The organism is Ruminococcus sp. (assembly GCF_016287535.1).
Taxonomy (GTDB): Bacteria; Bacillota; Clostridia; order Oscillospirales; family Ruminococcaceae; genus Ruminococcus.
This window is the reverse complement of the sequence record NZ_JAEFAJ010000042.1, coordinates 1-15,661: the sequence shown is the minus strand read 5'-3', so window position 1 is coordinate 15,661 and position 15,661 is coordinate 1. Positions and strand designations below refer to the sequence as shown.

Annotated in this window: 12 protein-coding genes and 1 pseudogene; all 13 read left to right on the top strand. The window is 45.9% G+C overall.

Translation table 11 applies throughout. The annotated features are described in order from the left end of the window. On the top strand, positions 1 to 1,483 hold a 1,483-nt coding region (locus QZZ36_RS12505), incomplete at its 5' end, for a polysaccharide deacetylase family protein (RefSeq protein WP_295082209.1). 776 nt (positions 1,484 to 2,259) lie between these two features. Then, entirely contained in the window at positions 2,260 to 2,547 is a 288-nt protein-coding gene (locus QZZ36_RS12500; RefSeq protein ID WP_295082206.1) for a hypothetical protein, read from the top strand. A 2-nt stretch (positions 2,548 to 2,549) separates the two neighbouring features. Next, on the top strand, positions 2,550 to 3,410 hold the full coding sequence (locus tag QZZ36_RS12495) for a sugar transferase (protein ID WP_295082203.1): 861 nt from the start codon (positions 2,550 to 2,552) through the stop codon (positions 3,408 to 3,410). Between the two features lie 287 nt (positions 3,411 to 3,697). Beyond that, positions 3,698 to 4,474, top strand: a complete 777-nt coding sequence (locus tag QZZ36_RS12490; RefSeq protein WP_295082200.1) for a glycosyltransferase family 2 protein — start codon at positions 3,698 to 3,700, stop codon at positions 4,472 to 4,474. 23 nt (positions 4,475 to 4,497) lie between these two features. Beyond that, positions 4,498 to 5,412 carry an alpha/beta hydrolase-fold protein gene (locus QZZ36_RS12485; protein WP_295082197.1) on the top strand — a complete coding sequence of 305 codons (915 nt, stop codon included), beginning with the start codon at positions 4,498 to 4,500 and terminating at the stop codon, positions 5,410 to 5,412. A 238-nt stretch (positions 5,413 to 5,650) separates the two neighbouring features. After that, positions 5,651 to 6,649 carry a glycosyltransferase gene (locus QZZ36_RS12480; protein ID WP_295082194.1) on the top strand — a complete coding sequence of 333 codons (999 nt, stop codon included), beginning with the start codon at positions 5,651 to 5,653 and terminating at the stop codon, positions 6,647 to 6,649. A gap of 5 nt (positions 6,650 to 6,654) precedes the next feature. Next, positions 6,655 to 7,521 carry a glycosyltransferase family 2 protein gene (locus QZZ36_RS12475; protein ID WP_295082191.1) on the top strand — a complete coding sequence of 289 codons (867 nt, stop codon included), beginning with the start codon at positions 6,655 to 6,657 and terminating at the stop codon, positions 7,519 to 7,521. A 186-nt stretch (positions 7,522 to 7,707) separates the two neighbouring features. Further along, positions 7,708 to 9,156, top strand: coding sequence for a lipopolysaccharide biosynthesis protein (locus tag QZZ36_RS12470; RefSeq protein WP_295082188.1), 1,449 nt, complete (start codon positions 7,708 to 7,710; stop codon positions 9,154 to 9,156). Next, positions 9,153 to 10,403 carry an ATP-grasp domain-containing protein gene (locus QZZ36_RS12465; protein WP_295082185.1) on the top strand — a complete coding sequence of 417 codons (1,251 nt, stop codon included), beginning with the start codon at positions 9,153 to 9,155 and terminating at the stop codon, positions 10,401 to 10,403. The genes QZZ36_RS12470 and QZZ36_RS12465 overlap by 4 nt, the downstream gene beginning before the upstream one ends. Positions 10,404 to 10,419: 16 nt before the next feature. Continuing rightward, positions 10,420 to 12,621 (top strand): 2-dehydropantoate 2-reductase, encoded by a 2,202-nt coding sequence (locus tag QZZ36_RS12460; RefSeq protein WP_295082182.1) that lies wholly within the window; start codon positions 10,420 to 10,422, stop codon positions 12,619 to 12,621. Positions 12,622 to 12,639: 18 nt separating this feature from the next. Continuing rightward, complete coding sequence (locus QZZ36_RS12455; protein ID WP_295082179.1) at positions 12,640 to 13,764, top strand: DegT/DnrJ/EryC1/StrS family aminotransferase; 1,125 nt, start codon at positions 12,640 to 12,642, stop codon at positions 13,762 to 13,764. A gap of 179 nt (positions 13,765 to 13,943) precedes the next feature. Continuing rightward, the gene (locus QZZ36_RS12450) at positions 13,944 to 15,062 is read left to right on the top strand and encodes a hypothetical protein (protein WP_295082176.1); all 1,119 of its coding nucleotides are present in this window, start codon (positions 13,944 to 13,946) and stop codon (positions 15,060 to 15,062) included. Positions 15,063 to 15,480: 418 nt separating this feature from the next. After that, positions 15,481 to 15,661, top strand: a pseudogene (locus tag QZZ36_RS12445) (aminotransferase DegT); the annotation flags it as partial.

The window sequence follows — 15,661 nt, the reverse complement described above, 5'->3', positions numbered from 1 at the left end:
GAGAAGCTGGAGAGCTAATCAGAACGGCGGTTCACCGCTTCCGTTCAGCAACTACCAGCCTAAGTCGTTCTACAACAATATTCTTGCTCTTGCTAACAAGATCGATCCTCCTGCAGCTGCGACAACAGCAACAACAACAACTACTACTACTACAACTACTACCACAACAACTACTGTTACAACAACAAGCACGACCACACAGGATCTTAAGGCAGCTCTTGATGCCAAGGTTTCCAAGTGGGGTGACGCTAACGGCGACGGCGGTATTGATATGGGCGACGCTGTAGCTATTCTTCAGGCACTCGCTAACCCCAACAAGTATAAGCTTTCAGATCAGGGCGCTGCAAATGCAGACGTTTATGAGGCTGGCAGCGGACTCACTACAAACGATGCAAATTCTATCCAGATGTACCTCTTAGGTCTTATAAAGACACTTCCTGAGAGCTATTCATCAAATGAAACTGCTACAACAAAGGCAACAACAACTACTACTACAACTAAGGCTACTACAACCACAACAACTACTGCAGCTGTTAATAACGGCGGTCAGCAGGGCGGTTTTGACATGAGCCAGTTCGGTGGTCAGGGCGGCCAGGGCGGCTTTGATATGGGCAACTTTGACTGGAGCCAGTTCGGCGGTCAGGGCGGCCAGGGCGGTTTCGACATGGGCAACTTTGACTGGAGCCAGATGGGCGGTCAGGGTGGCCAGGGCGGTTTTGACATGAGCCAGTTCGGTGGTCAGGGCGGCCAGGGCGGCTTTGACATGAGCCAGTTCGGCGGCCAGCAGGGCGGCTTCGATATGGGCAACGCAGGCGGTCAGCAGACAGGCGGCAACGGCGGCGCTCAGGTACAGGCAGGCAAGAAGCTCTGCGCTATCTCCTTCGATGACGGTGCAAGCGCACAGAGCAAGTCAGACCCCGCTTACAGAATAATCGACGCTCTTATCAAGAACAACATGACAGCTACATTCTTCATCGTAAGCGACTGGATCAAGACAAATGAGCAGGTTCAGTATGAGTACCAGAACGGTATGGAAGTAGCTAACCATACAAAGTCACATCAGTCACTTGGTTCACTGGGTTCATCACAGATCAGAAGTGAGTGGGAGCAGTGCAACAGCAAGCTCAAGAGCATCATCGGCACAGAGCCTTCACACCTCATGAGATTACCTTATCTCGACGGAGGCGGACAGGTCAAGTCAGCTCTTTATGATGTTCCGCTTATCTCCTGCGCAATCGATACTCAGGACTGGAACAACGCTTCAAAGGACCAGATCGTAAATACAATCAAGCAGGCAGCTCAGAACGGTTCGCTTGAGGGTGCTATCGTACTCTGCCACGAGAACTACGCAACAACAGCAGCAGCTATGGAGGAAGTTCTCCCATGGCTCGCTCAGAATGGTTATCAGAATGTAAATATCTCTGATATGGCAGCTGCAAAGGGCAAGACTCTTGCAGGCGGTCAGATCCACACACGTGTTTGATCTTAATTATTAAAAAATATGTGCCGGTCATGAATATGTGACCGGCACAATGTATGACATTCGTCCAGGTTTAATATTTTGCAGGACAGCCGAAATTACCGGCTGTCCTTTTTTAAGGAAAGAAAGTGCGGAGATGCCTGTTTACTGATATTCTCCTTATCTGCCCTCAGTACCGGGGATATTGGCGCTTTTTGCGCGTTTATCATTTTTCTGCCGAAAATACGGTTTTTTACCGGCAATGACCTTTATTGTGCGATTGGTCATGTCGATATAAAACTATTATATAAAAGAATATGGAAATTTTTTGATTCTTTTGCATATATATACAAATTTCCGTTTATATGTACACAACTTGTTCAATATTGATTGACAAGTTGTATAAAACGTGCTATAATCAACATGATGTTTATGTTATTGCCGCTCTTTTGTGCGGATATACCGTCAAGAATGGCATTTTTATCTTAATTTTGAACAATACTCATTAACTCGTCTTTGCAACAAATCAAAAAATGTGATCCGGCGACGGCTGTTGTACGGTCCCTGCCGGTTCTGCAGATATAATAATTAACGCAGCTTCTTGTTTGACAGGTCGTTTCCTCAGCAGGAAATGACAGCTATCGGTTGGCAGACTGATATTTTGTGAACAATAAGCTTTTTTGCTTGATTGCGAGTTTTTCTGCAGCCGGTGAAGATACAGAAATAATAAAAGGCTTTTTTAAAAGCGACCGGAATCTTGCTTGTTTTTGATGATTTTGAATGAAAAAGGGATGTTAATTATGAGTATCAGACTCTCCGGCAGGAATAATGAACTGCCTGTGTCTGTGATCTGTTCGCAGGAAATGCGGCGGATCGCGGAACGTGCGGAAAATATCATGTTTTCCGCGAAAAAATACACTTGCGGATACAGAGACTTTTCCGACGGGCGCGTAGGCTTCGGGAATGTCTGTGTGCGTCCATACAGGTCTGCAGATGAAGGACAAAGGGAATGTCCCGATGCGGACGAATCAGAGGATAGGAAAAATATCAACTTCATAAAAAGATGTTTTAATGATTGGGAGAATTGATTATGAATTTTGATGTTAATAAAGTGCTGGGGTCCTTCGGAAAGAGTGCCGCTATCATATCCGGGATCTCGTTTATCGTTGCACTCTGTGCTTTTATAGCGGAAAGAGCTGAAGAGTTCAGAAACAGAAAATACAAGAAGAAGTACAGACCCACCGGCATCTATGAGCGCTTCATAAAGCGTCCTCTCGACTGCTTCTTCAGTACAGGCGCTTTTATAATTCTGTCGCCTCTTATGATCGGTCTTACTGTCGTTGGCGCCATCAAGATGAAGGGCAATCCCTTCTTCACACAGGAAAGACCCGGCAGGATCGACCCGAAAACAGGCAGGGAAAAGATCTTCAAGCTCATAAAGTTCAAGTCCATGACTGACGAGAAGGACGAGAACGGAAAGCTCCTTTCGGATGAAAAACGCCTTACAAAGTACGGTCAGTTCCTCAGAAGCTCATCCTGCGACGAGCTCGGCGAACTTATCAATATCATCAAGGGCGATATGTCTATCGTCGGTCCGAGACCGCTCCTCGTAAGAGATATGGTCTTCATGACCGATAAGCAGCGCGAGCGCCACTTCGTTCGTCAGGGACTTACAGGACTCGCTCAGTGCAACGGAAGAAACGCTATAGTATGGGATGACAAGCTCAGATACGATAATACTTACGTTGACAGCGGCATTACCTTTGTCGGCGATATGAAGATCGTACTTAAAACTTTCAAGAAAGTATTCATCAAGGAAGGAATCGCTGAGGACGGCAAGGCTACTGCTGATGATTACGGCGATTACCTTATGAGCAAGGGCGCTGTTACTCAGAAAGAGTATTACATAAAGCAGGAGCTGGCAAAGCGCCTGCTCGTAAAGCAGGGCTGACGCTTTTATTATGATCATATGAAAAGGGTGCATTATGCCTGTCCGCTGTAATAACGCGGACATTGCGGCATACGGTCTGCCTTTTGTCTCTATCCGCATAGCGAAGACGCTCATGCGGATTCGGCATTGGAAAGGGATTTTTACCGGAAGTGCGCGTTCCTGCGCTGTATTCTCCGGCAGAAAGCGGACCGTATATCGCCGCAGCTGCCGGCACCCTGTCTCAATGATATAAGGATATGCTCGAAGGGTGCGTATCCCGTGCAGAATAACTGAAAGGAAGCAGGATAATGACTGAACTGGTTTCGATCATTATGCCGTCTTACAATACAGCGAACTTTATTGCGGAGTCCGTAAGATCTGTCCTCGCGCAGACTTACACCAACTGGGAACTGATAATTGTTGACGACTGTTCGAGTGATAACACCGAAGAGGTTATTTCCGGATTCGACGATCCGAGGATAATCTTTGTAAAGAATGAAGTAAACAGCGGAGCTGCCGAATCAAGGAACAAGGCTCTGAGAATGGCAAAGGGACGCTGGATCGCTTTCCTTGACAGCGACGATCTGTGGCATCCGAAAAAGCTTGAAAAACAGATCGCCTTTATGGAAAAGAATGATTATCATTTCAGCTATACGAATTACTGTGAGATAGATGAAAGCTCAAAGCGGAACGGCACGGTCGTGTCAGGTCCGCGAAAAGTGTCAAAAATCGGAATGTATTGCTATTGCTGGCCCGGATGCCTTACTGTTATGTATGACAGCAGGCACGTCGGACAGGTGCAGATCGAGCGTATAGACAAAAACAATGATTATGCTATGTGGCTTGAGGTCTGTACAAAAGCCGACTGCTTCCTGCTCGGCAGGAATCTGTCTGAATACCGCAGAAGAGCCGGATCAATAAGCAATCATAGCTGTCTGAACCTCATCAGATGGCATTATAAGCTTTGGAGGGAGGCGAAGCATAAGAGTATTCCTGTTAGCCTGACGCTGACAGGTCTTAATCTGGTATTCGGAGTAATAAAAAAAGTTTTATATGTAAAAAGAGATGCAAGCAATAAAAACTAATGAAAAGGTCTGGGAGGAAGAAAATGAAAAGTAAGTTTAAGAAGTTTTTATCAATGCTGATGACAGCAGTAATGGCTTTTACCGTATTAACTTTCAGTTTTGCGAATACTACGGCAAGCGCTGCCTGGGACTGGTGGAACGTCTGGGGAGGCTGGGAAAGAAGAGATACCGAGCCTTACGGTGAGATACAGCCCTATGAGGTCAAAAGCGGAAACAAGGTACATCAGGGCTATATCTTAACACCTAAAGCTCCGGGTACATACCCTGTTGTTGTTCTCTTCTGCGGAAGAACAGGTCACAGATGGAAGGAAAATCAGGATTTCAGCATGAAGGCAAGAATGAACACATGGGTATCAAAGGGCTACATCAAGCCTATGATCATCATTATGCCTACTCTTGTTATGAATGACAGAGATAACACAAATCTGAATTCAGATCTGTTTTTCCTCTATATCAGAAACAAGATGGGCGGTCTCAAGAACGCTTTCCTTTCTGATAAGACATTCGGCAAATACTTTGATCCCGGCGAGACATGGTCTGTAAGCGGTTACTCGATGGGCGGCGCTGCAGCTCTTTACGCCGGCTGTCTGTACAGAAACCTCTACGTCAATGTCGGAAGCTTCAGCCCTTCTGAGTCACTTTATTATGAAGAGGGCGGCACAGGCTGGATAAACAGGGCTTCAGATCTCGTATTCTCAAAGAGCAGCAACGCTCATCTCTTTATGGGATACAGCGTAAAGGAAAGAGCTGAGTTCGCAAGGTACGTAAAGAAGTATGACAAGCTCTTCAAGAAGAACGGATTCAATTTCAAGATCTATGTTTCTCCTGAGGGAAATCACGGAACTATGCTTTTCCGCAGACAGATGCTTTCATTCTTCTATTACATCAGCAATAACGTATTCCTTACTGATGATATCATCTTTACAATGAAATACTGATGAGCTTCACAGTCTGAGGAAGTTTTTCAAAAGCATTCAATAGTCAGCTTATACCGTGTATTTTACCGGTAATTCCAGCCCTGACAGCGCAGCCATGCAGGTATGCCGTCAGAGGCTGGATAAGCTGATCCTGTAAACAGTTTACGACCGCCCCGGGGCGGCTTTTGACATTGCGAGGACAAGTACAGGTCCGCAGTGTTTTGCCAGAAAACAAATAATTTATTGAAGTGGAGATAAAATGTTAAACCGCACTGAAGAAGAGATAATGAGTTCATGGCAGGGCGGCAGTTCAGCCGAGCCATTGGTTTCCATACGCTGCATTACTTATAAGCACGGTCCGTATATAGCGCAGACCCTCGACGGATTCCTCATACAGAAAACGACCTTCCCTTTCGAGATAGTCGTACATGATGACGCTTCTCCCGATAATACGGCAGATGTCATCAGGGAATATGAGGCTAAATATCCGAATATAATCCATACCATTTATGAGACTGAAAATATGTTTTCAAAAGGGGACGGTGTCATAAGCGGTATAATAAACCCGATCCTGCGCGGAAAATACGTTGCTTACTGTGAGGGTGACGACTACTGGATAGACGAAAACAAGCTGCAGAAGCAGGTAGATTTTCTTGAGGCTAACCCCGATTACGGTCTCTGCTATACAAATTTCAATTTCTATCATCAGAATACCGGCGAGACAGAATATGATCTCCTGAATACAAAAAGCGAAGAATTCCGTTCTGAGTATACACTGGAGGAGTGGGTCATCAACAAGGGCTATACCGCTCCGATGACATGGGTACTGAGAAAGGAATTGCTTGACAAGTACAAGAGGATCCCCTCATGCGACAGCTCCTTCGGTACTTTCGCTCATTTCCTTGCAACTTCAAAGGTACACTGCCTGAAAAACGATATCACCGCTGTGTACAGAGTTCTCGGCGAGAGCGCGTCCCATACCAAGGATGTAAAGAAGTCCTATTCGAGAGCTTCCACTCTTCTGAAGGTACAGGAGAAAATGATCGAAAAATACGGTCTTCCCGCTGATACAGTGGAAAAGGTGAGAAAGCTCTACTACAGCAATGGCTACAGACTCATCGGCATGAATTATGACAGGGAGGCTATGAAAAACAGCCTGAAATATAATTCGTCCCCGAAGGTCAGGCTGTTCTATACGGCGATGCGCAGCTCGCTGCTGAGACGCCTGTGTATATCATTATGGAAAAAAAGTAGGTAATTTATATGAATTCTTGCGCGTTATACGTGACGTTCCAGCCGAATATCGCTGATCTGAAGGAAAGCATAGCAACAGTCAGGGATCAGGTCGGTCTTATCATCATAGTTGATAATTCCGATAAAAAAGATGCTCAGGATCAGGTGAAGTCACTGGCTGAGGAAAAGGTCCTTATCCTGTCGCAGATGAAGAATATCGGTATTGCTTCAGCGCTCAACAAGGGCTGCAGAGAGGCTGCTGAGCGCGGTTTTGACTGGATACTTACTCTCGATCAGGATTCACACCCGCAGAAGGGCATGGTCAAGGCTTATGATGAATTCATCAGCAAGCACCCGGATGAAAAGATCGGCGCTGTGGGACCTTTGTTCACTTTTTCAAGCAGGGACAGGGTAGAAGTGAGCGACTCTTATGAAAAGGTCGCTGACCTGATAACCTCAGGCTGCTATGTGAGCGTTGAGGCGTTCAATAATGTGGGCGGCTTCCGCGATGACCTATTCATCGACTCGGTCGATACAGAGTTTTCATGGCACCTCAGAAAGAACGGCTATTCGCTGTTCAGACTGAACAACGTGCTGCTGGAACATAACCTCGGTCACAATGCTTACCACATCAAGGTCTTCGGAAAGCGCATAATGACCATAACAAACCATAATTACCTGCGCTGTTACTATATTGCCAGAAATTCCCGTGTGGTCGGCAGGGATTACAGCAAGGTCTTCCCTCAGGACGGCGTTCCATACTTGAGGAAGGCTTACAAGAAAGCTTTCATGGTACTGTTTTTTGAAAAGGACAAGATCAGGAAGCTGAAAGCTGTCAGAGCCGGTATGGCAGATGCAAAAAAAGAAAAGCTCGGCGTTTGTAAAAGGACTTTCTGATCACCTGAAAGGCAGATGATATTGTTTTGCAGTTCAATGCCCCATGGCACTGATCTCTTTTTTTGTGCCTGTGCAAAACAGCTCCGGTAAGCTGTCAAAGCTTTGTGTTTTGTGACACGGGAAAACGCGGGACTGCGATCGTGTCCCGTTTATAGGAAAGGATACCCATTTGATGGGAAATGAAATATGAGTTCTGAGAAGGTTATCAACAATTTTTTATGGCGATTCTTTGAGCGCTGCGGCGCTTACGGCGTAACATTCATTGTTACCGTTCTGCTGGCGCGTATACTTGGTCCGGAGGTGTCGGGCTCGGTTGCGCTGGTACAGATATTTATAACGATCATGAACGTATTCGTGGACAGCGGTCTCGGCAACGCGCTGATACAGAAAAAGGACGCGGACGATCTCGATTTTTCAAGCGTTTTCTTTTTCAATATGCTGATATGCATAGTCCTGTATCTCATAATGTTCGTAAGTGCGCCGTTTATTGCTGACTTTTACAATAAACCCGGTCTTACCGCGGGTCTTATCCGCGTACTGAGCCTCGTTATCATAGTATCCGGCGTCAAGAATGTACAGCAGGCGTATGTGTCGAGAAATATGCTTTTCAAGCGCTTTTTCTTCTCGACCCTGGGAGGTACTATCGGCGCTGCGGTCATCGGTCTAACAATGGCGCTCCTTGGCTTCGGCATATGGGCTCTGGTAGCACAGATGCTGTTCAACACCCTTGTTGATACTGTGATCCTCTGGATAACTGTAAAATGGCGCCCGAAAAAGATGTTTTCCTTTGAGAGACTGAAGGGGCTCTTCTCCTTCGGCTGGAAGATACTTGTGTCATCTCTTATAGATACAGTTTACAACGATCTGAGACAGCTCATCATCGGTAAGCTGTACAGTTCTTCGGATCTTTCGTACTATAATCAGGGAAAGAGATTCCCTAAGCTTATAGTGGACAATATAAACGCTTCGATAGACAGCGTCCTTCTGCCTACGCTTTCACAGGCTCAGGACGACAGGAGTGCTGTAAAGAACATGACGAGACGTGCCATTAAGGTAAGCACCTACCTTATGATGCCTTGTATGGTAGGACTGGCTATGTGTGCGGATTCACTTATATATCTACTGCTCGGTGACGAATGGATGCCATGTATAATCTTTCTGAGAGTATTCTGCTTCACATTTGCCTTTTATCCTATACATACCGCAAATCTGAATGCCATAAAGGCTATGGGCAGGAGCGATCTTTTCCTGAAGCTTGAGATAATCAAAAAGGTCGTCGGTCTGACTGCGATACTGGCAACTATGTGGATAAGCGTAAAGGCTATGGCATACAGTTTCCTGTTCACTTCCATCTGCTGTCAGATAATAAACGCATGGCCGAACAAGAAGCTCCTCGGCTACAGCTACATCGAACAGCTGAAGGATATGCTGCCTCAGATCTGCCTTTCACTGGTAATGGGCGCCGCGATATACTGCGTGGAGTTCCTGGGATTCGGCAGCGTCATCACTTTGTGTATACAGATCGTTCTCGGAGCCGTTATTTATGCCGGCGCTTCAAAGCTGCTGAAAATAGACAGCTTTGAGTATATGCTCGCAACTGTTAAAAAACTTATTGGAAAAGGGAAGAAAAAATGAAGAAGATTCTGATCCTGGGAGCAAATCCCGAAACCGTGAGCCTTATCCTTAAAGCAAAGGAAATGGGTATATATACTATCGTTACGGATTATGATCCGAACGCTTTTGCAAAGAAATACGCCGATCAGGCAGAGAATATCAACGCGGTTGACGTTGACGCGCTGGTCGGGCTTGCTCAGAGAGAAAAGGTGGACGGCGTTGTCGTTGGTGTTGCGGAAGCACTCCTCCCTGCGTACTGCAAGGTATGCGAAAGACTCGGTCTGCCTGCTTATTCGGACATCAGTGCTTTTGAGATAATGACAAGAAAGGATCACTTTAAGAATAAATGCAGGGAATACGGTGTGCCTACCATAAGGGAGTATTCCCCGGACGACCTTGACAGCGTGGAATATCCGGTCATCGTCAAGCCGGTGGACGGCTGCAGTTCAAAGGGCATAACAGTCTGCCACAGCCGTGAGGAGCTCAGCAGAGCCGTGGAGCACGCACTTGAGTTCTCAAGGTCGGGCAAATACCTCATAGAAGAATATATGACAGGCGATGAGGTCATCTCCTATTACGTAATGCAGGACGGCAATCCCATATTTGTGGGAATGTGCGACAGATATACATATAAGGCAAGGAAAGAACTTGTTCAGCTGCCTACATCATATATCTATCCGTCAAGATATATCGACTCTTACCTGAAACATTCGGATCAGGCGGTAAAGAATATGATAAAGGGCCTCGGACTTGACAACGGTTCCATATTCTTTCAGTGCTTCGTCGACAAGGACGGCATCGTGAGGACATATGAACCGGGTTACCGCCTCAACGGCGCTCAGGAGCACCTGATAATCTCAAAGGTATCGGGCATAGACGCCAAGGAGCTGTACATCAATTACGCCCTTTACGGAAAGGTCGCTGATAAGGATCTCGCTCCGCTCAGCGATCCGAAACCTTCAAGGATATCCTGTAAGCTTTCACCTATAGTAAAGCTTGGCACTATCTCCAGAATGACCGGTCTTGACGAGATAAAGGCAATGCCTGATGTCGTGGATATCAGACCGAGCTACAACGAGGGTGACACCGTTACGGGTGAGGGTACTCTGAAACAGATCGTATGCCGTTTCTTTATAGTGTCCGACAGCAAGGAGAAGCTGAAGGAGAGCATTGACAGGATACAGGACGTATTCAGGGTTTACGATGAAAAAGGTGAGAATATGCTGATAGGCTTGTTCGACACCGGAATTATTGAAAGATTGTATTGATCTGCGGGGGCTTGAAATGAAAATAGGTCTGATTGGTCTGGGCGCTATAGGTACTCCTATCGCTCATAAGCTTTATAAAAAATACGGCAATGATTTTTTCCTTATCGCAAGCGAGGACATCAAAAAGCTGATACTCTCAAAGGAAACTTACGTTAACGGCGATCTCTTCGATCCCGATATACGCACCGACAAGGATACACAGGGAAAGATCGCGGATCTGCTCCTTATATGCATAAAGAACTATGATCTGAAAAACTCAGTGGTGAATATCGCTCCGTTCGTAAATGAAAATACTATCATACTCCCTTTGCAGAACGGTATATATTCCTATGAGCTCTTCAGGGAGACCTTCCCTGACCGTATCGTTCTCCGCGGCTATATGCAGGGACCGAATACGGAGATAGTTCCGGAAGGATTTACATACCGCAATCCCGGAGAGCTCCACATCGGAAGCGACATATTCCCGGACAAGGCTGAAAAGGCGGTCGCTGCCATTGTGGATTCGGGAATGCCTGCTTTTTATGAGAAGAACATCAAGAAGATGGTATGGAAAAAGTGGATGCTCAACGTCGCAGGAAACAGTATAACCGCACTTACAGGTGCCGATTATTCCATCTTCAAGCATTTCTCCGACCTGCAGGAGCTCTGCAGACAGGCTATGCATGAATTTCTCGGCATCGCCGAAGCCGAGAACGTGGAACTCGGCGAGTCTGATATAGACGATATCATAAACTATTATGTAACATACATAGGAAGCAAGAAAACGTCTATGCTCATGGACGTTATCAACGAAAGAAAGACCGAGAACCAGTACCTTGCGGGTACTGCGCTCGAACTCGGAAAAAAGCATGGTCTTGAACTGCCTGTCATAAGTACGCTTTACCGTCTTATGGAGATAAAAGAAGAAGTTTATATGGAAAGGAACGGCTGTATAGCTATGAAAGAATTGTTTACCGAAGGAATCGAGTACAGCGACGCCCTCAGAGTTCAGATGAACGATGTGAGCAGAAAAATGGAGGACAAGGAATACGCGGCTGTAATAAGCAGCGGCGGAATGCCGGAGCAGCTTCTTGCGCTTATGAAGTATGCTTCTGAAAATACCGCTTTCTATGCAAAGTACAAGGACGCAAAACGCATAGAGGACTTCCCGGTAATGAACAAGACTATTCTCAACGAGAATTACGATGATGTTGTCGTTCATTCCTTTGATAACATAAAGACTCATAAGATGCATACATCAGGTTCTACAGGCATACCTTTCACTGTCGTTCAGGACCTCGCAAAGAGAGAGCGTCATCTTGCCGACCTCAAATACTTCGGCGCTCTTGCTGGCTATGCCGACCACGATCCTATGTGCTACCTCAGAGCCAAGCCTACTGCAACTCCTGAGGAGCAGGAGAGAGATAATATCTGGCAGCTCGATATCTGCAACCTCAGCGCTGAGAATCTGAAGAATTACTACCACGTAATGGTGGAAAAGAAGTGTACCGCCCTTATCGCTTATCCTTCAACTCTCGAAACTGCAGTTGATTTCTGGAAGCACGCTTTCAAGGAGAATACTTCAAGCATAAAGACTATCATCTCAACTTCAGAGACACTGACCGACGAGGTAAAGGACAAGCTCAAGGACTACTTCGGCAAGGACGTCGGAGTATACGCGCGTTATTCAAATACAGAGCAGGGCATACTCGGTCAGGAGACCGGTATAAGCGGAAAGTTCAGACTCAACTGGGCTTCGTATTACTTTGAGATACTCAAGTTCGATTCGGACGAAAAGGCTGAACCCGGCGAACTCGGAAGGATCGTTATCACCGATCTCTATAACAAGGCTTTCCCGATGATCCGTTACGACACGGGCGACGTTGCAAAGATGAGCGTTGAATCAGACGGCGATTTCCCTGTGTTCACCGAGCTCCTCGGAAGAAGAATGGATCTTATCTACGATCTCAAGGGAGAGGTCGTTTCACCATTCCTCCTCTGCCGCACAATGCGCCTTTCACACGGCATAGAGCAGTGGCAGTTCATTCAGGAGACAAAGGATACCTACAGACTGAAGATAACTTCAAATACAGACGAAAAGCCGAATGTTGACAAGGAAGTTGAAGGCTTCAAGAAGACTCTCGGCGAAGGCGCTGATATCATTGTTGAGTACGTGGAGGATATCCCTGTAATGAATTCCCTCAAGAGAAAGCTCATAGTTTCAAATCTGAAAAAGTAATACTGCGAGGGGATAAATATGGCAGATAAAATTCTTGTTACACGTTCTTCAATGCCCTCTTTTGAGGAGTACTGTGAAGAGATAAAAGAGCTCTGGGACAGCCACTGGCTGACTAATATGGGCGCAAAGCACAAGGAGCTCCAGGCTGAGCTGGAGCAGTTCCTCGGAGTGCCGAACGTAGTCCTTTATACGAACGGTCACCTTGCACTTGAGAATGTTCTCGCTGCAATGAACCTCCCACGCAACGGCGAGGTAATCACTACTCCGTTCACTTTCGCTTCAACTACTCACGCTATCGTGAGAAACAACCTGAAGCCGGTCTTCTGTGACATCAACAAGGACGATTACACCATCGACGTCAGCAAGATCGAAAGCCTTATCACCGACAGGACCTGCGCTATCGTGCCTGTACACGTTTACGGTAATCTGTGCGATGTAAAGAGCATAAAAAGGATAGCCGCAAAGTACGGACTGAAGGTCATTTATGACGCGGCTCACGCTTTCGGGGTAAGATACAACGGCGTAAGCACCGCAAACTTCGGCGACGCTTCCATGTTCAGCTTCCACGCCACCAAGGTGTTCAACACCATAGAGGGCGGAGCTGTATGCTTCCATGATAATTCACTTGTTCAGAAGCTGAATGATATGAAGAACTTCGGTATACGCGGCACGGAGAGCGTTGAGTTCGTTGGCGGAAACGCTAAAATGAACGAGTTCCAGGCCGCTATGGGTATATGCAATCTCCGTCATATAGACGAGGAGATCGCAAAGCGCAGGGCTGTTGTGGAGCATTACCGCGAGAGACTTTCGGGTGTGAGCGGTATAAAGCTTTGCGGAGAGCAGCCCGGAGTAGAGGCGAATTACGCATATATGCCGGTCGTATTTGACGAGATGGAGTTCGGCGCGAGCAGAAATGAAGTATTTGCCGCACTGGCTGAAAATGATATAGTCGCAAGAAAGTATTTCTATCCGCTGACTAATACCTTTGACTGCTTCCACGGCGCGTATGACGTGAATGAAACTCCTATCGCACTGCATATCAGCAAGCGCGTACTTACTCTTCCGCTATATGCTGACCTCAGTATCGAAACTGTGGACAAGATATGCGATATAGTTCTCAGCTGCAAAAGAGCCGCTGAGTAATAACAAAAGAATGTGTTCCGAAGCGCCGCTCATGTGAGCGGCGCTTTTGCGTCCGCTGCTGATACAGGTATATGCCCATATTGTACTTGACAAATCATATGGATTGTGGCATCATAATAGTATATTACCTGAACTTCAGGATCAGATCACCGGTCAATATCTGAAAAGGAGGCGCCTGAATGAGAAAAACAATATTACCGCTGCTCTTTGTTGCGGTACTGTCTTTATTATGCGGATGTGTGCATTTTGATGACAGCAATTACGATAATTATTCCCCAACAGGAGATCAGCATAGAAACGCGGAAAAAATTGGCAGTGATGAGGAACTGTACAATGCTATATATGAGCATTTGTCCGCGTTTGAAACTGAAATGAGATTCTACGGCGCGGTCGATTCAGAAAAGATATTCAATACCTTCAAAAGAGTTTCACAAGATCATCCTGAATTTTTCTGGACAGGTTCATCATCAATAGGTACTTCGGGTAATAGTGATGTACATGAGTTCAGCGTAAGTCCCTCGGACATTAATATGTCAATGGACGAAGTGAAAACAATGTGCGGCAAGATCTCTGACGCTGCGGACAGTATAATAGACGATATCCCGGAAGGTGCTTCTGACTGGGAAAAGATACTCTCTGTACATGACAGCATTATCAGAAAAACATGGTATCAGTCTGATGACACTGACGATTTCACAAATTCCATATACGGCTGCCTTGTAAGGGGACAGTCACAGTCTTCCGGGTATTCTGAGGCGTTCAAGTACATTATGAACAGGCTCGGTTTCGAGTGCGGTATCATCAATAATGACAGCCGTAAATGGAATTACATAAGACTCGGAGATAAATACTACTGGATTGATCTTACCTGGGACGATCCGGCTTATGAAAATGAGGACGGCTTTACAAACATTACCCATTACTACTTTATGTCCGATGACGAGCACTTCGGCATTGACCACAATCTTGAAAAGGGGAAAAACTCTTTCATCCCGCAATGTGATTCCTATGACAAGTATTTCTACATCGAAGACGGTTCGTACCTGAGCAGCTTCGATCCGGATAAAATTGCGGACGTGATACGCAGACATTACAAGGATAAAAAAGCAGAGATAATGTTTGATGACGATACGGCTTATCAGATGGCAGTCAAACTGATGGGAGAGGGCGCAGGTTCCGAGGAGCTGTACGGTGCGGTCCCGGAGGGCTGCGGTATAAACTACGGCAGGGACGATGAAAGAATGATAGTCAGCTTTTATTTTTCTTTGAGCGAACAGCAGGAGAATACCACAGAGTGAGATCATTTCCTGCGGGAAAGCTCCTGATAATCGGTGTATCAAAAGATGACCGCTTCAGAGCGGTCATCTTTCTTATGCTGATGTATCAGTGTTCCTTAAATTACCGGCGTAAGGCTAAAGCAAGGGAAAACTGCAGGCATTGCCCCCGACAAATGAAAATATGCTTTTAATATCTGCAAAAAGCCCGTTTTTAGTTGTTGAGCAGACATTAAATATGCTTGGGAAAATAAACTTGTACAAATTGCCGAAAAAACAGTAACAGGCTATAAATATGTGAATTAGGGATTGATTTTTAGGGCGCTGAATAGTATAATAAATTTGTGTGTGTGACTACGAGGAACCTATAAAGTCACATTAATATTTTTGAAAACATAACTGTCTGAAAGAATATCAATAATTTTATGGAGAAGGTATTTGGATGTTTGTAAACAAAAGCAATGCAAAGCCGTTTGCAGAGAAAATATGGCTTTCCTCTCCTACTATGCACGGTGACGAGCAGAAGTGGGTGAATGATGCGTTTGAAAAGAACTGGATCACAACAGCAGGAGAGAATATCAACGAGGTCGAAAGGCTCGTTGCGGAATACGCCGGAGTAAAGT